Source organism: Staphylococcus sp. 231237_7MaSpsaltlick, from assembly GCF_043107035.1.
Genome location: NZ_JBICNX010000020.1, coordinates 1 through 19,524, shown reverse-complemented (window position 1 = coordinate 19,524; position 19,524 = coordinate 1). Strand labels below are relative to the sequence as shown.

Sequence of the window (19,524 nt, the reverse complement as noted above, 5' to 3'; positions counted from 1 at the left end):
AATTCCTCCTACTTAACTATTATTGATGCATTCATTATAGCATGAAAATTCCCAAAAGTTAGAAATTTTATTCGAACAGAACATTTGTTCGTTAATTGTTGAAACAGAACATTTGTTCGTATATAATATTTTTATGAAGGGGGCATTCATTATGGATATGTATGATTATAATCTAGTGGAAGAAAGAGATGTGCTATGTATAGATCAAAAGAGCTTTTTTGCAAGTGTGTCTTGCATACAAAAGGGACTAGATCCAAAAGAAGTTAAACTTGCAGTCGTAGCTGATACTAAACGTCAAGGTTCTGTCGTATTAGCAGCCACAGGACCTTTAAAGGAATTGGGAATCAAGACTGGATCTAGGTTGTTTGAAATACCACATAGAAATGACATATATATTATTAACCCAAGTATGCGCAAATATTTAGAAGTGTCGATAGCAATCTCTAAGATTGCTTTACGTTATGTTGCACCTGAAGATTTGCACCAATATAGCGTGGATGAATTTTTCATGGATGTTACAGATAGCTATCATAGGTTTAGCACGACCTTACATTCATTTTGTGAAAGATTACAGTATGAGATAAAGGAAGAGACAGGGATTGATTGTAGTATTGGTATCGGATCTAATATGTTGTTGAGTAAGGTAGCCATGGATATTGAAGCGAAACATAGTCCGAAAATGTTAGCAGAGTGGCGTTATCAGGATGTTCCTCAAAAGTTATGGCCAATTAAACCATTGAGTAAATTTTGGGGGATTAGTAAGCGTACAGAAGCCAAATTAAATAAGAGAGGGATTTTCTCTATTGGTGATTTAGCTAACTACCCATATCCATACTTAAAGAGGGATTTAGGTATTATCGGTGTAGATTTACATTTACATGCGAATGGTATAGATCAAAGTAGAGTGAGAGATAAGTATGAAGTGATGAATCCCTCCATTTGTAAAAGTCAAATATTGATGAGAGATTATCGATATGAAGAAACAAAGGTTGTAATGCGTGAACTTATAGAGGATGTAGCAAGCCGTGTTAGAGCAAGGAATAAATTAGCAAAGACTATCTATTTTTCATTTGGTTACAGTGATGAAGGAGGTATTAGTAAACAATATACTTTGGATAACCCGACCAATCTTGATGATCAAATATTTCAAGTTATTGAGCATTTTGCAGATAAATTATGTGATCGTTCAGCATTATATCGTACATTGAGCGTCTCATTAACACAGTTTGTTAACGAGAGGGAGAGACAACTGAATTTATTTATCGATGAATATGAAAGAAAGCGCAAGGAACGTTTAGCTAAAGCAATTGACGAATTACAAAGAAAGTATGGTAGGGGCATAGTGTCTCGAGCTGTATCGTATACTGCAGCAGGGACAAAGAATGGAAGATTAGGATTAATGGCTGGACATAAGATGTAGCAAGCACATACCTTTATATAGTTGACAAACTCAACTTATTAATCTACGCTACAATTAGTTGACAAAGTAAACTAATGAGGTGTTGAATTTGAGTGTACAGACAATAAGAAAGTTTAATCGCTACTATACAAGAATCTTAGGTATATTTGATAAGAAAGTATTTAATTTAAACTATTCTATGATAGAGATGAGAATATTAGGAGAAATTAGTAGGAATAGTGGTATAACAGCTAATACATTAACAACCTATTTAGATATAGATAAAAGTTATTTAAGCAGGATTCTTGATAAACTATTAACTGCTGACTATATATATCGTGAAAAGGATTCAGAAGATAGTAGAAAATTGCATATTTATCTAACAGCAGAAGGGCAAAAGCTTAATGAATATGTAGAAACTGCATCAAATAACAAGGTGGAAAAGTTAATCGCTGATATTTCACCAGGTGAAGTTAAAGCATTAGAAGAAGCAATGGAAACTATTGAAAACATATTAGGTCAAGTGGTTAGTCCAGAGATAGAAGGAGAGACTCATAAATGATTTCATTTGAAAATGACTATCTAGAAGGTGCACATGAAAAAGTGTTAGCGCGACTGATTGAAACTAATATGGCTCAAGAGTCAGGCTATGGTACTGATTCATATACAAAGCAAGCTCAAGAACGTATTAAAGAAGTGATAGGCTCACCAACAGCAGAAGTACAATTATTAACAGGTGGAACACAGACTAATCAAATCGTTATAGATACTATGTTAGAACCATATCAAGGCGTACTTGCAGCAGATACAGGACATATCAGTACTCATGAAGCGGGAGCGATTGAATTTACGGGTAAAAAAGTATTAACGCTTCCTTCAAGTAACGGGAAGTTATCCGCCGAATCAGTAAAGGACTATATAGAAGTATTTTATAACGATGCTAACCATGATCATATGGTATTTCCAGGAATGGTTTATATCTCATTTCCAACTGAGTATGGAACATTGTATTCAAAGCAAGAATTAGAGCAACTATCTGCGGTTTGTAAAGCGTATCAAATACCACTATTTATAGACGGGGCACGGTTAGGCTATGGGTTGGCAAGTGATTACTCAGATGTAACAATAGCAGATATCGCACAATTAAGTGATGTTTTTTATATTGGATGTACAAAGATAGGGGCGCTTTGTGGTGAAGCGGTTGTCTTTACTTCAAATAATATGCCAAAGCATTTTGTAACACGTGTTAAGCAACATGGCGCTCTATTAGCAAAGGGTAGATTATTAGGTGTGCAATTTTTAGAATTGTTCACGGATAATTTGTATTTTGAAATTAGTCAACATGCTATAAAAATGGCTCAAAAATTAAGAACATCATTTGTAAACAAAGGTTATCAACTGTATATAGACTCATCAACAAACCAACAATTTTTTATTGTACATAACGATAAATTAAAAGAATTACAAACAAAAATAAAATTTTCGATATGGGAACAATATGATGCAACACATACAATCATACGCTTTGTGACGAGCTGGGCAACAACCGAAGAAAATATTGCGAAGATAGATACATTGATTTAAAACCATTAGTGAACAAAACAAAACCCAACATTCCCTAAAAATGGGAGTGTTGGGTTTTTGATGTAAATTACACAAAATATCGCAATGAAAATCTAGTCGAAATAAGTATCAAAATCACTTAGTACTTCAGCACCGTGCTTGCGATCTTCAGGATTTTTAAAACTAATACGCAAGGCTCCATAAATATCTTCACGGACTTCTAATATTCTAAGGTTACTTATAGAAATATTATGTAAACTTAGAATGTGAGTTACTTTGCTAATCATACCTGGTTTATCCGGAATATCTACATATAGATCATACTCGACAGACAGTGCACCTTGTGATTTAAGGGGTAATTCATCACGATATACTTTAGCGTCATTAAAGAAATCATGTAAGTCTTCAGGGTTATTATGTTCTATTAAATCAATCACATCAGCCATTTGATGTTTCCATTCTCGCAATAACTTTAAAATTGTATCTTTGTTCTCTAATGTGATGTCACGCCACATGACAGGGTTACTACTAGCGATTCGAGTAATATCTCTAAAACCACCAGCTGCCAATGTTTTAACTAAAGGTGAATCTTTAACATGTTCAGCATTAAGATGTACTAAACTAGATGCAATGATATGTGGTACATGACTCACGATACCAGTAACAAAGTCATGTTCTTCAGCAGTTGTTGAAATAAATTTAGCATCCGTTGTTTTCAATAACTCTTGTATAATTTCAAATGCATTATCATTTGCTGATTCATTATGAACTAAGATATAGAATGCATTTTCGAATAAATGTTTTTTTGCGTTAAGAACGCCCGATTTATGACTTCCAGCCATAGGGTGGCCACCAACTAAATGAATATCGTGCTTTAATAAATAACTTTCGTACTGCTGTATTGTAGATTTTGTACTACCCGTATCAGAAACGATGACATGCTTTTTGATATGATAGTTAGGTAATTCTTGAAGATATTTAATTGTTTGTTGAACTGGTGTGGCATAAATAATAATATCTGCATTTTCGACACAAGCCTGATAATCTGTAGATTTATAATCGATAATGCCGATAGAATGTGCCTTTTCTAGTTGTGATGCATCAGCATCAAATGCCGTAATTTCAATATCATCATGATAATATCGAAGATTGCTAGCTAAACTTCCGCCAATTAAACCTAATCCGACGAAAAGAATTTGTTTCATAAAGCGAATCACCTCTATCAAAATTTTCAGAATAGTAATATTGTATAGTAGCAAGTATTAATAAGCAATATCTATCAGTGTATTTAGTCGTTACATTGAAGGGAATATTAACGAAGAATAAAAATTTAAATGTATAATTATAGAATTTATGATTTGGTACAGTTAAACAAAGGAGAATAATAATGAGGATTCAAAATATATTAATAGCCGGTGATTATCAAGCAGCATTTCATGAATATCTACCAAAATTAAAAAATTATAATTTATTATTTAAGCAATTACAGGAAATAGATAATAATGATTTAATATGGGCAGATGTATATGTAGGCTTTAGCCCTAGCCAAAGCTTTCAACCGCAGCAAGTTTCGTGGGTACATACGTTCAATGCTGGTGTAAATAATTATTTACAATTAAAGGGTTGGTTTGAATCAGGAACACTTTTAACGAGAACAGTAACAGATTTCGGACAAAAAATGGCAGAATATTGTCTCAGTTACATGCTTAAAGAAGCACAACATCACGAAATATTAGAGAAACAGCAAAGAAATAAACAATGGTCTATTGTCACTCCAAAATCATTAAAGGAAATTACAGTAACTCTATTTGGAACAGGGGAAATTGGTAAGAAAATAGCGGAAATTTTTTCGTTATTAGGTATTACAGTATACGGTATTTCGTATAGTGGCGAGCAAAAAAGTGAATTTAAAGCTGTGACAACAGTAGCACAATCTAGTCAATATGTAGAAAAATCAGATTACATAATTAGCACGTTGCCTTTAACACAAGAAACAAATCAGTTATTTAATAGCACTATTTTTAAAACGTTTAATAAAGCAGTCTTTATTAATGTAGGTAGGGGACAAGTTGTCAATACTGAGGACTTAATACAAGCACTAGAAAATAATACTGTTCGCCATGCTATATTAGATGTTGTGGATCAAGAACCTTTACCAACCAATTCTGTTCTATGGGATAGAAGTGATATAACTATCACACCACACATATCAGCGTTGACAGATATTGATGATGCAGTTGCATGCTTTTATGAGACATTGCAAAATATAGAAAATAAAAATCATCTCAATAATAAAGTTGATTTTCAAAAAGGGTACTGATCGTCAGGATAATATGAAAAATATAAATGATAATTTTTTAATATTGTAAACCCTATTTATTGTGAATAATAGAATAAATTATTGTTTAAAGATAATTGAAGGCTATAAATTGAATTTTCCTTGGAATAATGTTTTATTTTGCCATTATGTGATAGTATTTTAAAAAAGGGAGGTAACAAGAAAATGACAGAAAAGAATTTCCCAAAGGATGCAATGCGAGTTCTGAAAGAAACAAGCCGTACATTCTATATACCGATTACATTTTTAGATAAAGAAATCAAACATACGGTTGCATCGGCTTATTTGGTAATGCGTGCAATTGATGAAATTGAAGATCATGAAGAAATTGATAATGATTTGAAATATGATTTATTAATGCAAGTCAGTGATTTGTTAAAGAAACCATTTAATGAGACCGAATATCTTAATATTTTAGAACCTGTTCTGGATGATATGCCTGAAGTTACCCGTCGTTTAGGTGATTGGTTGGAGGCTTGTCCTGATAAGACATTAACAGTTGTTAAGTCATCTACGAGTGAGATGGCATATGGTATGGCGAAGTGGGCTAAGGCAAACTGGGAAATCCATACACGAGAAGATTTGGATGATTATACATATTATGTTGCGGGATTAGTAGGTGTCATGTTGTCAGAAATTTGGGACATTTGTGCCGGTGTTAAGACTGACCGCGATTTAGCAATTGGCTTTGGTCGAGGTCTACAAGCCGTAAATATTTTGCGTAATGAAGATGAAGACTTAGAAGAACGTGGTGTGAGCTTTAAACCAGATGGTTGGACGCGTGATGATTTATTTGAATATGCTGAAGAAAATCTAGCTAAAGCAGATGAATATAAAAAGGATATCAATAAAAAGACGATATTATTATTCTGTCGACTACCTCTAGCGCTTGCACATAAAAGCTTAAAAGCAATGAAAAATGGACGTGAGAAAATATCGCGCCAAGAAGTTGAAGAAACAGTGGAAGAAATTCAAAAAGATTAAATCAAGTAAACATTTAATAATGTATTAAGGTAACAAGTTTAGTCATATATTTAAGTAATTTATATTTGGAATGATACATGTTTAATAGATACTTTTATATGATTATTGAAATTGCATTAATAAACATTCAACATTTAGTGTTCGAGACATATAGTTTATAAAATGCCAACCCAAGATTAAATCATCATTTGGGTTGGCTATCTTTGTATTAATTCATCTAAGGAAGGATAAGTAGCAGTATGCTTTTGCTAACTTTGATAGTAGTGCATCATTTGATCATACGAATATTTAAGAAGAATGTGCAACAAAATTTAATAGCTAACCCCAATTTATTAATGGGCTATCGTAGTTTTAAATCATTGAAAAATGAAAAAAGTTGGCAATTTGCACAACAAATGTTTTTAAAATATTCAGAACAGGTAAACAAAGTAGGGGTTGTATTAGGCGTCTTAACGTTACTTTGGGATATCACAAAGTGGTTAACACCAAGTTCACTAATCATTCAAGTTTTACTATTTTTTGTAGGTATATTATATATAATAATAAGAACGGAAATAAGACTAACTAAAAGTTATGAATTAAATCAACATAAGTGAGGTAGTACATATGGAAGCTATTTTTAAAACAATTAAAGAACTTACAGAGATTAATAGTCCATCAGGTCATACTACACGTGCGATAGAGTATGTACAACAACATGCGCAGAAATTAGGTTTTGATACGGAAATCACTAACAAAGGTGCATTATTAATCACAGTTAATGGACAAAACGATGCACAGTATAAATGTATAACTGCACATGTTGATACATTAGGTGCAATGGTGAAAGAAATCAAAGAAGATGGGCGATTAGCTTTAACATTAATCGGAGGATTTCATTATAATGCGATCGAAGGTGAATACTGCGAAATAGAAACAGCAGCAGGTCAAATCTATAGTGGCACAATCTGTATGCATGAAACGAGTGTACATGTATATCGTGATAATCATCAACTACCACGGGATATAGAACATATGGAAGTACGTTTAGATGAAAAGGTAATGAGCAAAGTAGATACAGAAAGTTTAGGAATTGAGGTCGGTGACTTTATCAGTTTCGATCCTAGGACACAAATAACAGAATCTGGATTTATTAAATCGCGTCATTTAGATGATAAAGCAAGTGTTGCAATGATTATTGAATTATTGAAGGATATCAAACATAATCAATTAACATTACCACAAACGACACAATTTTATATTTCTAATAATGAGGAAATTGGTTATGGTGCCAATGCATCTATATCACCTAAAGTCGTTGAATATATTGCTTTAGATATGGGGGCGCTAGGCGATGGCCAAGCATCCGACGAATACACAGTTTCAATTTGTGCTAAAGACGGTTCTGGACCATATCATAAGGCTTTAAAAGAACAACTCGTTAGCCTCTGCAAAATTAATAAAATACCATATAAAATTGATATTTATCCATATTATAGTTCCGATGCATCAGCAGCGCTCAAAGCTGGTGCAGATGTAAGACATGGGTTATTTGGGGCTGGTATAGAATCATCACATGCACTTGAAAGAACACACATCGATTCATTAAATGCCACTGCAGCATTACTAAAGGCATATTGCTTAACAGCTTTATAAATAATGGAATGACTGAATAATATGAAACTGCTTCATTATAAATTGTAAAAAGTTTGAAATATTAAATATTTTCCATCTTAATCATAGTTGGATAAGTATAAACTAGAGTTGAAAGCTCCTTTTTAATTAGTTAACTACTAGGTATAAAACGTCATATTGGTGGGGGTAAACGCTATTTATTTAGTTGTTAAAACAAGTAAAAACTGGAAATCTAAAAATGATATATAGATGTGAATGGATAAGAAAAGGGTGAATTTCAACTATTTAAAAAATCATTAATAGTTGAAAAAGTAGCAAAAGCTTTTTAAGCATACTCTATTTTTATTTTTCAAAATAAGAATATCAAAATTTTAATAAACCTTGTGATAATGTTTACCAAAAAAGTAGTATATATAATTTGGAAATTCTGAATATTTTTTTAAAAAATTCCTTGATATATTAGTGGGAATAGTTTCTCTTTTTCAAGAAGAAACAGCTAAACTATTAGTTAAAGAGAAAAAGTGAAAATATAAAATATATCATCTGTTTTCTAAGTATTGTTTATAATAGCAACAATATTCTATCTCGTTTTTATTAAATAAAGTTAATTACAGTAATACCCTAAAAATTAGGAGTTTTGTTATATGTTAAGCACGTTTATCTTTGGTGTTATACCGATGTTAGCTATAATAGCTATTGCAAAAATTGGGCAATCAATAAGTCGAAGAAAAAAACGCTAGCTTGAAAGCTAGCGTTTTTTGTGTCCTTTGCTCATAGTAGATCTCTAACAAACAATCTAAATGAATAAAAGTTTAAATATTAAATTTTTAATTTATTAGTTATAATAAAATTTGTTGGTCATACCGAATATTGTATTAGCATTAATTCAATTAGTTGAAAAGATACTGTGTTTACGATTCGACAAGTTTTGGGATTGTTAAGAAGGGTTCCGAGGCTTAACGTCAATAAAGCAATTAGTTTAGTTGACCACTTTCATTAAAATCTTCAAGTTTGTTGTATTTTATTTGTTAATCTTGCTTTACTATATCTTCCATAATCTCCACCATACACACGCCACCAAATAGCAATACTTTATCGAATCAACCTTATAAGATAGCTGGTACACTAAAACACCATAATGGAAATTGGAATAATACAAAATCAGCCCACTATATTTTTCTACAATAGTAGTAAAATGCGCTTGTAGCATGTGAATTATGTATATCAGTACCCCATGATCCTATAATTCGACTCCTGCACCAGCACCTACACAAGCTACTTTACTAGAAAATAAAGCAGAAAAGGAGGTGTCGTAATGAAAATGTCAATTATATTATCTATTGTTCTAGGTATTATATATATTGCAGTAGTTATACTTTGTGTTCCGTTCTTATTTAATAATGGTAACCTTATAACAGTTGGAAGTTCAGCATTACCCTTAATTTTAATTACTGCTTATATAGTTAAAATTATAAAAGAAAATAAAAATGACTCATAATAATTAATTTTGAAATATACATACTACAATGCCCCCATCAAGATGAGGATGGGGGCATTGTAGTATTAATTAAATAGTTTTTGATAATCCTTATATTTATATGGACCTTTAACTTTTCCATTTATAAATACACTAGTAATAAATATGTAAATGAGACAAATGACTAAAGTAACTTTTATAAAGTTATTTATTGCCTTTATTCTTTAATTTCAAAAATATATAAAACACGAATTCAACAACATAATGTATCGCTACGCCAGCAATACCAGCTAATATGATCAATAATACTAAGTTATATTTTTCATACATTTCTGTTAATGAATAGAAAAGTAAACATATGATCAATAAGAAAAATTTCACTGTATCTTTCTGATTTCTCATGTCTTTCATAATAATCCACACTTTCATTTTTAATAATAATTTAATAAGCACAGTTCTCAATATGATATAAAGAGGGATAAATGTCAAAAGATTTTTTATATTTAAGTTATTTATATATTTAAATATATATTGATTGTGTGAAAATGCAATATATCTATATTAAGTGATGTGTTATTGTGCTTTATAAAAAGAAGTGAAATTTTATTTGGTTATACATAATTAAGTTAAGATCTAATAATTTATTCATAGATTTTGAAATGGTAGGTGTAGAGAACTTTAAATCCTTTATTAATAATTCATTATTAAATTTTTCTTTTTGATCTTTTATTTCAATAATTTGAAATTGTGTTAAAGATCACTCAATCTAATACTCGTTTTTCCTAAAAATTTTTCAATATATTTCGTAATTACCATGTTGTATTGAGTATGATTTAAAAATAATTTATATTTAGTGTTGACAAATAACTGAGATGCTCGTATTATTCTAGTTAATTACTTTTTGCAACTTTGGTTGCCATTTGAAAGTATAAGTAACATATATGATTCGTAGTACACAGAAAGCTAATGGTTGATGAAAATTAGCACGGCATATATTGTGAATTGGGCTTTTGAATGTATAATATTATATTTTTTAAGTGAACAAATGAAATTGTTAACTAAGGTGGCACCACGGTAACGCGTCCTTACAGAATGCGTTATTGTGGTGTCTTTTTATATTCTAAATTATGGAAAACAAAATGTAGTAAGTTATGAATGAGTAGTTTCAGAAAGTTAGTGGTCGATGCAAACTAACACTCACATAAACTGAAATTGGGTTTTGTTGGATTTAAAATTTAATAACTTAAGAGTGAGTAGAGATTTTTTTCTACTAAATTTAGGTGGTACCGCGCGACAGCGTCCTTGACATAATTTGAGTTAAGGGTGCTGTTTTTTTATTAGGAGGTAAGTTGAAATGAAAATATATTATGAAAAATTAAATGCTGAAGTAACACCGGAAGCATTAGCGAGATTAAGAAAGCAAAAAATTGTCCTTGAAAGTTCGGATCAATCACAATTGAAGGGACGTTATTCCATTGTGATATTTGATACGTATGGATCGGTAACATTAGATAACGAAACTTTAGAAGTTGTAACGAATGAACAACAAAAAATAATTAATGATAACCCTTATCAAGCATTGAAAGTATTGGTCAATGATTATAAAGCGGAAATCGATGATAGTGAATTAGCAGCACTACCATTTATTTCAGGGTTTGTAGGGTCATGTAGTTTTGATTTAGTTAGACATGAGTTTCCTGTTTTAAAACAAATTGAATTGGACGATCATCCACAGCATGATGCTAAATTTCATATGGTAGAAGATGTTTATGTGTTTGACCACTACAAAGAGCAATTGTTTATTATCGCAACTAATTTATTTTCAAATCAAGCAGAATCTGAATTGAAACAGCGTGTGCAAGATAGAATTGACGAATTAAAGCATATTACGATTTATCCTGAATATAAAGCGCATGATTTAAGTAATAAGCAGATTGAAGCTAATATGACACAGTCAGAATTTGAAGAAACGGTTAGTGCTATGAAGTCTTTAATACAGCAGGGGGATATGTTCCAAGTCGTGCCATCTATTATTTATAGTTATCGTCATCAATTTGGTAATCATCTACAGCAATTATCTTATCAATTGTATCAAAATTTAAAACGTCAAAACCCAAGTCCATATATGTATTATCTCAATATGGATGAGCCTATCGTTGTGGGCAGTTCACCAGAAAGCTTTGTTAAGGTGAAAGGTGATACAGTTGTGACAAATCCTATAGCAGGCACAATTAAGCGTGGTAAGAATGAAGCTGAAGATATTGAAAATGAAAAATTACTAAAAAATGATGAAAAAGAGTTAAGCGAACACAGTATGCTAGTTGATTTAGGAAGAAATGATATTCATAGAATTAGTGCGACGGGAACTTCAAAAATTGAAAAACTAATGGCAATTGAGCGATATGAACATGTTATTCATATTGTCAGTGAAGTGACGGGTAAATTAAACGACGATTACTCACCGATGTCAGTCATAGCAAGTTTATTACCTACTGGAACAGTTTCGGGTGCACCGAAGTTAAGAGCAATTCAACGTATTTATGAAGCTCAACCACATAAACGCGGTATTTATAGTGGAGGTATAGGTTATATCAATTGTAATCATGATTTAGATTTTGCTTTAGCAATACGTACAATGATGATAGACGATACACATGTTAATGTACAAGCAGGTTGTGGCGTTGTATATGATTCTATTCCAGAAAAAGAATATGAAGAAACAAGATTGAAAGCTAAAAGTTTATTGGAGGTATCACCATGATTCTTATAGTTGATAATTATGATTCATTTACTTATAACTTAGTAGATATGATTGCTAAACAAGAAGAAGTTAGAGTGAAATATCCAGATGATCCTGATATATATGACTTGAATGTCGATGGTGTATTAATTTCGCCAGGGCCGGGACATCCGTTAGATACAAAGGATTTAATGAAAATCATTGAACATTATAAAGATAAACCAATATTAGGCGTTTGTTTAGGCTCGCAAGCCTTAACAGCATACTATGGTGGGGATGTAATACAAGCTGATAGCATTAAGCACGGAAAAACAGATCAAATGAAAGTAATCAAAGATACACCCTTATATCAAAATATGCCAGAATATTCTGAAATAATGCGATATCACTCGTTGATTAGTAATCCTAAAACATTTCCTAATTGTTTAACAATAACTGCAGAAACGGCGGATTGTATTCAATCATTTGAACATCAAAGTGAATTACATTTTGGTATTCAGTATCACCCTGAATCATTTGCCACAGAATACGGTGAAACAATAATCAAAAACTTCATCGAAATAGTAAGGGAGGCAAAAGACAATGCAATTACAAACAAAGTTAAATCAATATAAACCATTAAATCAAGAAGATATGAATGAATTTATTTCTAGCCTAATCAACACAGATTTGACTGATAGTGAAAAGGTGAAATTATTAGAGACATTTTCAGAAAAGGAAATTACTCAAGATGAGTTAACTTATATTTCAAAAAGTTTAATACATTCAATGTATGATCAACAACCTACCTATAGCAATAGCATGTGCGTTTGTGGTACAGGTGGCGATAAGTCAAATAGCTTTAATATCTCAACTACTGTTTCATTTGTAGTTGCAAGCGCTGGTGTCCCTGTAATTAAACATGGAAATAAAAGCGTAACATCTGCCTCTGGAAGTACAGATCTATTAAATGCGATGAATATCAAGACGAGAACAGTTGAGGAAACACCTGAACAACTTCAAGATAAAGGGTTAGTGTTTTTAAGTGCAACAGAAACGTATCCTATTATGAAGCATATCCAACCTGTTAGAAAACAAATTAGTACGCCAACAATATTTAATATTACTGGTCCATTAATTAATCCATTTAAATTGGATTATCAAGTGATGGGCGTTTATGAAACATCAAAATTAGAAAAAATTGCGCATACCCTTGCAGATTTAGGGAGAAAAAGAGCAATCGTAATGCATGGTGCAAATGGTATGGATGAAGCAACGCTTTCAGGAGACAATATTATTTATGAGGTAACTGAAACAGGAGACGTGATCAATTATACATTAAATGCAACAGATGTCGGACTACAAAGTGCAAACAATGAGGCCTTAGTTGGTGGCAGTCCACAAGATAACTTAGAAATCACAAAAAATATCTTGACTGGTAGCGATCAAACAGCAAAAAGAGATGTAGTTGTGTTGAACGCTGGTATAGCACTTTACGTTGCTGAGAAAGCTGAAAGTATCAAAGATGGAGTAGAAAAAGCGCAAACATTGATTAATAAGGGTAAAGCATTAGAACAGTACAATAAAATGGGAGGCAAAACGTATGACTATATTAGATGAAATCGTAGAGTATAAAAGGGACCTGATAAAGGTAGGATATTATGAAGAAAAACTAGAATCATTATCAAAAATTGATGTTTCCCATAAACCTACATTAGAGTCACAGTTAGCACAATCAAATGATTTAGCTGTTATAGCAGAAATCAAGTCGAAAAGTCCGTCTCTAGATAAATTACCGGAGAGGAATTTAACACAACAAGTAAAGGATTATGAACAATATGGAGCGAATGCTGTATCAGTATTAACTGATGAACGTTATTTTTCTGGAAGCTATGAAAGGCTACAAGAGTTAACTGTTGAGACCAATTTACCTGTATTATGCAAGGATTTTGTAGTAGATCGTATACAAATCGATGTGGCCAAACAAGCAGGTGCTTCGATAATATTATTAATCGTTAATGTGCTTACTGATGAAGCATTACGTGATTTATATGATTATGCAACATCATTAGGTCTAGAATCCTTGATAGAAGTTCATGACAGACAAGAATTAGCACGTGCTTATAAGTTGGATCCTAAAATTATTGGTGTGAATAATCGAGATTTAAGACGTTTTGTTACAGATGTCCTGCATACAAATGAAATATTACAAGATAAAAAATCAGGATATTACTATATTTCAGAAAGTGGTATTCATGACAAACAAGATGTTGAAAATATTGTTGATTCAGGTATCGATGGCTTGTTGATTGGAGAATCATTGATGAAAAGTGATAAATTAAATGAATTTTTGCCAAGCTTAAAATTAGATAAGGTGAAGTCATAATGAAATTAAAATTCTGCGGCTTTAAAACATTAGATGATGTTGAAAAGGCGAAAAATTTAAATATTGATGCAATTGGTTTTATACATTATCCAAAGAGTAAACGTTTTGTAGATGTACAAACCATTAATCAATTTACCAAATGTCTTCCCGACGATAAAGAGAAAGTGGTTATTGTGGTCAACCCCAGCAAAACGACTATATTTGATTTAATAACGCATACTGGTATTACAACCATTCAATTACACGGAGATGAAACTTTAGACACAATAAATTATATAAAGCAAATTGCACCACAACTAAAAATTATAAAGGCATTACCGGCAAAAGATTTAGCAACATTACAACAATCTATTATTTATTATCAACAAAGTGTTGATTTGTTTATTATCGATACACCATCTGAAGATTTTGGTGGCACTGGAAAAGTTTATGATTGGTCGATACTTAAATCATTTAGCGATGTTGAATTTTTAATTGCTGGTGGTATTAATTTGGAAAATATAAAAAAAATCGAACAACTTAATTTGAATCATGTGGGTTATGACATTGCAAGTGGAATTGAAACGGATGGGGTTAAAGATAGTGAGAAAATGTATGAAATCATTGAATATGTGAAAGGAGTACAACAAAATGGTTAAAAAAATACAAACAGAAGCAGATGAATTTGGATTTTTTGGAGCATATGGTGGTCAATATGTACCTGAAACATTGATGCCTGCAATTCAAGAATTAAAAAAGGCTTATAAAGAGGCGCAAGCAGATCCAGCCTTTCAACGAGAATTAGATAACTATTTAAAGGACTATGTAGGCCGTAGTACCCCTTTAACATATGCAGCATCGTATACTGAACAACTTGGTGGCGCAAAGATTTATTTGAAAAGAGAAGATTTAAATCATACAGGTGCGCATAAAATAAACAACGCTTTGGGTCAGGCGCTATTGGCCAAACGCATGGGCAAAAATAAATTAGTTGCCGAAACTGGTGCAGGTCAACACGGTGTTGCGAGTGCAACTGTTGCAGCATTGTTTGATATGGAACTCGTAGTCTTTATGGGTGAAGAAGATATAAAACGACAATCTTTAAACGTCTTTCGAATGGAATTACTTGGTGCCAAAGTTGAACCTGTCACTGAAGGTCAAGGCACTTTATCAGATGCTGTCAATAAAGCTTTACAATATTGGGTCAGTCATGTAGAAGATACGCATTATTTATTAGGATCAGCTTTAGGACCTGATCCATTTCCAACTATGGTTAGAGACTTTCAAAGTGTGATTGGATCAGAAATAAAAACGCAAATTCTTGAAAAGGAAGGGCGTTTACCTGATGCAGTTGTAGCGTGTGTTGGCGGAGGATCTAATGCGATTGGTACATTTTATCCATTTATCAATGATGCTGTGAAATTATATGGTGTAGAGGCTGCAGGAGAAGGTATTGATAGTGATAAGCATGCATTAGCTATCAATAAAGGAAAAGAAGGGGTATTACATGGTACTAAAATGTATTTAATACAAGATGATCATGGCCAGATTCAGTTAGCACATTCTATATCAGCTGGTTTAGATTATCCAGGCGTTGGTCCTGAACATTCATATTATCATGATATTGGACGTGTGACTTATGAAACTGCGAGTGATAAACAAGCAATGGATGCACTTGTTTCATTTACTAAGGCTGAAGGTATTATACCAGCTATTGAAAGTGCCCATGCACTAAGCTATGTAGAATCATTAGCTCCAAAGATGAGTAAAGATGAAATTCTTGTAGTTACTGTATCAGGACGTGGAGATAAAGATATGGAAACGATAAGGAATTATATGCAACAAGGCGGTGACAATAATGAGTAAACTATTTATTCCTTATATAATGGGAAACAAAAGTTTTATTGAAAATATGAAAACTTTAAGTGCTGCTGGTGCAGATATTATAGAAGTAGGTGTGCCATTCTCTGATCCTGTTGCTGATGGACCCGTGATTATGGATGCAGGAAGCAAGGCGATTGAAGAAGGCGTAAACATTCAATATATATTGGATGAATTAAAAGCTCATCAAGCTGATATTAAGAATGATTATGTATTGATGACTTATTATAATATAATAAATTTTTATGGAGAAGATGCTTTCTTTACAGCATGTGAAGATGCAGGCGTGTATGGATTAATAATACCTGATTTGCCATTTGAATTATTAGAACAACTAAAGGAGCGCCACCCACAACGTAAACTTCATATCATTTCATTAATTGCTATGACGACTTCTGAAGAACGAATTGAGCAAATTGCTAAACAAGCAGAAGGCTTTATCTATACCGTTACCATGAATGCCACTACAGGGGAAAATGGTAAATTTCATCCACAACTAAAGTCAAAAATTAAGCAAATTAAAGAAATTTCGAGTGTACCAGTAGTAGCAGGATTTGGTATTAGAACGTCTGATCATGTGAAAGATATTATTGAAGCTTCTGATGGTGTCGTTATCGGTAGTGAGATTGTTAGACGTTTTAGCGAAGATAACCACGATACAACTACAGATTATTTAAATTCAATTCGTCAAGCACTTGATAGTTAAAATAAATGTAGTAAGAAATGCATACTCTTTATTTAGTACGGGTAAAATATTAAAGGAAGAAATGAGTTTAAAATAAAGATTTAGAAACTACTCATATTAATAATGAAGAGGTGACTTATTTTGAGTAAAAAAGTCTTATTTATATTAACGAGCAGAAGTCAATATGATGATGGTACACCAACAGGTTTATGGTTAGAAGAAGCTAGTGAACCATATAATATTTTAACAGAAGCAGGCATTGATGTAGATATTGTGTCTATTCAAGGTGGAGCAGTACCATTAGATCCTAATTCAACACAAAATGATGAGTTAACTCAATATGATAACTTTGTTAATGCTATAAAAGATGTGCCAAGTATTGAAACAGTTGATGTCAAAAATTACGATGCTGTCTATTTACCGGGCGGTCATGGTACAGTTTTTGACTATGCACATAATCAAAAATTAGCATCTATATTAGCTGACTTTAAATCTGATGGCAAAGTCATTTCATCTGTATGTCACGGTCCAAGTGCATTTGTCGGTGCCAAAGATAACGATGGCAACTTTTTAGTCCAAGGCGTTACGCTAACTTCATTTACTGATGAGGAAGAACGTGCAATGGGATTAGACGACAAAGTGCCATTCTTGACGCAAACAGAGCTAGAGAATCAAGGGGCTAAATTTATTGTTAAAGATAACTTTGTTGAACATGTTGAAACAGATGGACAATTTATCACTGGTCAAAACCCACAATCTAGTGTTGAGATAGGTAAAACTTTGCGTGATGCATTAAAATAAATTAAAATAGAAACAAAGCTTAATTACTATATTAAGTAGTATAAAACTGGAGAACTTTATGTTTTCCAGTTTTTGTACTTTACGGTAACTAGTTCTTATTTTTAATACATTTTGAAAGAATAGATAGTGATTAAGTATAAAATATTATTTTATTTAAAGAAAACGTTATAAAATGCATTAAATCAACATCGTTGAACATAGGTATTGATTTTGTTTTATAAATGAATATTGTATAATAATAAAGATTGAAGATTATAATATTAGAAATAGAATCATAGACATTTAGGAGTATATAAAATGAAATTTACTAATTTGACTGCAAAAGAATTCGGGACATTTACAGATAGTATGCCTAATAGCCATTTCACTCAAATGGTGGGGAACTATGAATTAAAAATTGCAGAAGGTACAGAAACACATTTAGTAGGTATAAAAAATAATGAAAATGAAGTTATTGCAGCATGTTTATTAACTGCTGTACCTGTAATGAAATACTTTAAATATTTTTATACTAACCGTGGACCGGTAATTGATTTTGAAAATAAAGAACTTGTGCATTACTTCTTTAATGAATTATCAAAATATGTAAAGAAACATCGTGCACTTTATTTAAGAGTTGATCCATATTTACCTTACCAATATCGAAATCATGATGGTGATGTATTAGAGAATGCAGGGCATGATTGGATCTTCGATAAGATGAAGCATTTAGGTTATAAACACCAAGGTTTCTTAACTGGTTTTGATCCAGTCGTTCAAATAAGATTTCACTCAGTATTAGATTTAAAGGATAAGACTGATAAGGATGTCCTAAAGGACATGGATGGTTTACGTAAGCGAAACACTAAAAAAGTCCAAAAAAATGGTGTTAAAGTACGTTTCTTAGGTGAAGATGAATTGCCAATCTTTAGAGCATTTATGGAAGATACGTCTGAAACTAAAGCTTTTGAAGATAGAGACGATAGTTTCTATTATAATCGTTTGAAATATTATAAAAATCGTGTGCTAGTACCGTTGGCATATATGGATTTTGATGAATATATCGAAGAACTTACTGCTGAACGTGAAGTTTTAAGTAAAGACATCAACAAAGCTTTAAAAGATATAGAAAAACGTCCAGAAAATAAAAAAGCTTATAACAAAAGAGATAATTTAGAAAAACAACTTATTGCAAATCAACAGAAAATTGACGAAGCAAAAGCATTACAAGAACAACATGGTAATGAGTTACCAATATCTGCAGCATTCTTCATTATCAACCCTTATGAAGTTGTCTACTATGCCGGTGGAACATCAAATGAGTTTAGACATTTTGCTGGAAGTTATGCAGTGCAATGGACTATGATAAACTATGCATTAGACAATAATATAGACCGCTATAATTTTTATGGCATTAGTGGTGACTTTACAGAAGATGCAGAGGATGCAGGCGTAGTTAAATTTAAAAAAGGTTTCAATGCAGATGTAATTGAATACGTTGGTGATTTTATCAAACCAATTAACAAACCAGCATATAAAATATATACAGCACTTAAAAAATTAAAAGATATAAAGAAGTAAACATAAATTATAGAAGGGAACTAAGCTAGAATGAAATTTACAGAGTTAACTGTCAAAGAATATGACAATTTTGTACAGAATCCAGCATTAGAAAGTCATTACTTTCAAGTGAAAGAAAATATTGCGACGAGAGAAGAA

Annotated in this window: 20 protein-coding genes; 18 read left to right on the top strand and 2 right to left on the bottom strand. The window is 32.0% G+C overall.

Annotated elements, in window-relative coordinates; genetic code table 11:
- Positions 1 to 157: 157 nt before the first annotated feature.
- The 3 genes from ACF91D_RS24145 to ACF91D_RS24135 all read left to right on the top strand — a co-directional run bounded on the left by ACF91D_RS24145 (position 158) and on the right by ACF91D_RS24135 (position 2,983).
- On the top strand, positions 158 to 1,420 hold the full coding sequence (locus ACF91D_RS24145) for a Y-family DNA polymerase (RefSeq protein WP_107527215.1): 1,263 nt from the start codon (positions 158 to 160) through the stop codon (positions 1,418 to 1,420).
- A gap of 88 nt (positions 1,421 to 1,508) precedes the next feature.
- The gene (locus ACF91D_RS24140; protein WP_107527206.1) at positions 1,509 to 1,961 is read left to right on the top strand and encodes a MarR family winged helix-turn-helix transcriptional regulator; all 453 of its coding nucleotides are present in this window, start codon (positions 1,509 to 1,511) and stop codon (positions 1,959 to 1,961) included.
- On the top strand, positions 1,958 to 2,983 hold the full coding sequence (locus ACF91D_RS24135) for a threonine aldolase family protein (RefSeq protein WP_119624383.1): 1,026 nt from the start codon (positions 1,958 to 1,960) through the stop codon (positions 2,981 to 2,983). The genes ACF91D_RS24140 and ACF91D_RS24135 overlap by 4 nt, the downstream gene beginning before the upstream one ends.
- A gap of 92 nt (positions 2,984 to 3,075) precedes the next feature.
- On the opposite strand, the gene ACF91D_RS24130 is transcribed toward ACF91D_RS24135, so the two are convergent.
- Positions 3,076 to 4,167, bottom strand: a complete 1,092-nt coding sequence (locus ACF91D_RS24130; RefSeq protein WP_107527205.1) for a prephenate dehydrogenase — start codon at positions 4,165 to 4,167, stop codon at positions 3,076 to 3,078.
- Between the two features lie 182 nt (positions 4,168 to 4,349).
- Here ACF91D_RS24130 and ACF91D_RS24125 point away from each other — a divergent pair, with 182 nt between their 5' ends.
- From ACF91D_RS24125 to ACF91D_RS24105, 5 genes are all read left to right on the top strand, one after another.
- The gene (locus ACF91D_RS24125; RefSeq protein WP_107527204.1) at positions 4,350 to 5,282 is read left to right on the top strand and encodes a D-2-hydroxyacid dehydrogenase; all 933 of its coding nucleotides are present in this window, start codon (positions 4,350 to 4,352) and stop codon (positions 5,280 to 5,282) included.
- A 183-nt stretch (positions 5,283 to 5,465) separates the two neighbouring features.
- On the top strand, positions 5,466 to 6,284 hold the full coding sequence (locus ACF91D_RS24120) for a squalene/phytoene synthase family protein (protein WP_107527203.1): 819 nt from the start codon (positions 5,466 to 5,468) through the stop codon (positions 6,282 to 6,284).
- A gap of 272 nt (positions 6,285 to 6,556) precedes the next feature.
- Positions 6,557 to 6,880, top strand: coding sequence for an SdpI family protein (locus ACF91D_RS24115; RefSeq protein ID WP_182475601.1), 324 nt, complete (start codon positions 6,557 to 6,559; stop codon positions 6,878 to 6,880).
- Between the two features lie 10 nt (positions 6,881 to 6,890).
- A complete protein-coding gene (locus ACF91D_RS24110) occupies positions 6,891 to 7,919 on the top strand; it encodes a M42 family metallopeptidase (protein WP_107527201.1) in 1,029 nt (342 codons plus the stop codon).
- Between the two features lie 1,294 nt (positions 7,920 to 9,213).
- Positions 9,214 to 9,396: a hypothetical protein gene (locus ACF91D_RS24105; protein WP_107589403.1), complete on the top strand. Its 183-nt coding sequence runs from the start codon at positions 9,214 to 9,216 to the stop codon at positions 9,394 to 9,396.
- Positions 9,397 to 9,579: 183 nt separating this feature from the next.
- Here ACF91D_RS24105 and ACF91D_RS24100 read toward each other — a convergent pair whose 3' ends face one another.
- Positions 9,580 to 9,786 carry a hypothetical protein gene (locus tag ACF91D_RS24100; RefSeq protein WP_107589402.1) on the bottom strand — a complete coding sequence of 69 codons (207 nt, stop codon included), beginning with the start codon at positions 9,784 to 9,786 and terminating at the stop codon, positions 9,580 to 9,582.
- A 943-nt stretch (positions 9,787 to 10,729) separates the two neighbouring features.
- On the opposite strand from ACF91D_RS24100, the gene ACF91D_RS24095 reads away from it, so the two are divergent.
- From ACF91D_RS24095 to ACF91D_RS24050, 10 genes are all read left to right on the top strand, one after another.
- Positions 10,730 to 12,136 (top strand): anthranilate synthase component I, encoded by a 1,407-nt coding sequence (locus ACF91D_RS24095; RefSeq protein WP_107527667.1) that lies wholly within the window; start codon positions 10,730 to 10,732, stop codon positions 12,134 to 12,136.
- Complete coding sequence (locus ACF91D_RS24090; RefSeq protein WP_107527668.1) at positions 12,133 to 12,729, top strand: anthranilate synthase component II; 597 nt, start codon at positions 12,133 to 12,135, stop codon at positions 12,727 to 12,729. Before ACF91D_RS24095 ends, ACF91D_RS24090 begins: the two co-directional genes overlap by 4 nt.
- On the top strand, positions 12,698 to 13,714 hold the full coding sequence (gene trpD / locus ACF91D_RS24085) for an anthranilate phosphoribosyltransferase (RefSeq protein ID WP_107527669.1): 1,017 nt from the start codon (positions 12,698 to 12,700) through the stop codon (positions 13,712 to 13,714). The genes ACF91D_RS24090 and trpD overlap by 32 nt, the downstream gene beginning before the upstream one ends.
- Positions 13,698 to 14,480, top strand: a complete 783-nt coding sequence (gene trpC / locus ACF91D_RS24080) for an indole-3-glycerol phosphate synthase TrpC (RefSeq protein WP_107527670.1) — start codon at positions 13,698 to 13,700, stop codon at positions 14,478 to 14,480. Before trpD ends, trpC begins: the two co-directional genes overlap by 17 nt.
- The gene (locus ACF91D_RS24075; protein WP_119624384.1) at positions 14,480 to 15,118 is read left to right on the top strand and encodes a phosphoribosylanthranilate isomerase; all 639 of its coding nucleotides are present in this window, start codon (positions 14,480 to 14,482) and stop codon (positions 15,116 to 15,118) included. Before trpC ends, ACF91D_RS24075 begins: the two co-directional genes overlap by 1 nt.
- On the top strand, positions 15,111 to 16,325 hold the full coding sequence (trpB, locus tag ACF91D_RS24070) for a tryptophan synthase subunit beta (protein WP_107527672.1): 1,215 nt from the start codon (positions 15,111 to 15,113) through the stop codon (positions 16,323 to 16,325). Before ACF91D_RS24075 ends, trpB begins: the two co-directional genes overlap by 8 nt.
- Complete coding sequence (gene trpA, locus ACF91D_RS24065; protein WP_107527673.1) at positions 16,318 to 17,046, top strand: tryptophan synthase subunit alpha; 729 nt, start codon at positions 16,318 to 16,320, stop codon at positions 17,044 to 17,046. The genes trpB and trpA overlap by 8 nt, the downstream gene beginning before the upstream one ends.
- Positions 17,047 to 17,166: 120 nt before the next feature.
- Positions 17,167 to 17,826: a type 1 glutamine amidotransferase domain-containing protein gene (locus tag ACF91D_RS24060; protein WP_107527674.1), complete on the top strand. Its 660-nt coding sequence runs from the start codon at positions 17,167 to 17,169 to the stop codon at positions 17,824 to 17,826.
- 297 nt (positions 17,827 to 18,123) lie between these two features.
- The gene (locus ACF91D_RS24055) at positions 18,124 to 19,386 is read left to right on the top strand and encodes an aminoacyltransferase (RefSeq protein WP_107528020.1); all 1,263 of its coding nucleotides are present in this window, start codon (positions 18,124 to 18,126) and stop codon (positions 19,384 to 19,386) included.
- Between the two features lie 30 nt (positions 19,387 to 19,416).
- Positions 19,417 to 19,524 (top strand): hypothetical protein (locus ACF91D_RS24050; protein WP_392437541.1); only part of this gene is annotated, 108 nt, incomplete at its 3' end.

Excerpts from the sequence above, each read along its gene's own strand:
- ACF91D_RS24110 (WP_107527201.1), top strand. The coding sequence starts at position 6,891 with ATGGAAGCTATTTTTAAAACAATTAAAGAACTTACAGAGATTAATAGT.
- trpA (WP_107527673.1), top strand. The coding sequence starts at position 16,318 with ATGAGTAAACTATTTATTCCTTATATAATGGGAAACAAAAGTTTTATT.
- ACF91D_RS24145 (WP_107527215.1), top strand. The coding sequence starts at position 158 with ATGTATGATTATAATCTAGTGGAAGAAAGAGATGTGCTATGTATAGAT.
- ACF91D_RS24055 (WP_107528020.1), top strand. The coding sequence starts at position 18,124 with ATGAAATTTACTAATTTGACTGCAAAAGAATTCGGGACATTTACAGAT.
- ACF91D_RS24105 (WP_107589403.1), top strand. The coding sequence starts at position 9,214 with ATGAAAATGTCAATTATATTATCTATTGTTCTAGGTATTATATATATT.
- ACF91D_RS24090 (WP_107527668.1), top strand. The coding sequence starts at position 12,133 with ATGATTCTTATAGTTGATAATTATGATTCATTTACTTATAACTTAGTA.
- ACF91D_RS24095 (WP_107527667.1), top strand. The coding sequence starts at position 10,730 with ATGAAAATATATTATGAAAAATTAAATGCTGAAGTAACACCGGAAGCA.
- ACF91D_RS24075 (WP_119624384.1), top strand. The coding sequence starts at position 14,480 with ATGAAATTAAAATTCTGCGGCTTTAAAACATTAGATGATGTTGAAAAG.
- ACF91D_RS24125 (WP_107527204.1), top strand. The coding sequence starts at position 4,350 with ATGAGGATTCAAAATATATTAATAGCCGGTGATTATCAAGCAGCATTT.
- trpD (WP_107527669.1), top strand. The coding sequence starts at position 12,698 with ATGCAATTACAAACAAAGTTAAATCAATATAAACCATTAAATCAAGAA.
- ACF91D_RS24130 (WP_107527205.1), bottom strand. The coding sequence starts at position 4,167 with ATGAAACAAATTCTTTTCGTCGGATTAGGTTTAATTGGCGGAAGTTTA.
- ACF91D_RS24120 (WP_107527203.1), top strand. The coding sequence starts at position 5,466 with ATGACAGAAAAGAATTTCCCAAAGGATGCAATGCGAGTTCTGAAAGAA.
- ACF91D_RS24135 (WP_119624383.1), top strand. The coding sequence starts at position 1,958 with ATGATTTCATTTGAAAATGACTATCTAGAAGGTGCACATGAAAAAGTG.
- trpC (WP_107527670.1), top strand. The coding sequence starts at position 13,698 with ATGACTATATTAGATGAAATCGTAGAGTATAAAAGGGACCTGATAAAG.
- trpB (WP_107527672.1), top strand. The coding sequence starts at position 15,111 with ATGGTTAAAAAAATACAAACAGAAGCAGATGAATTTGGATTTTTTGGA.
- ACF91D_RS24100 (WP_107589402.1), bottom strand. The coding sequence starts at position 9,786 with ATGAAAGACATGAGAAATCAGAAAGATACAGTGAAATTTTTCTTATTG.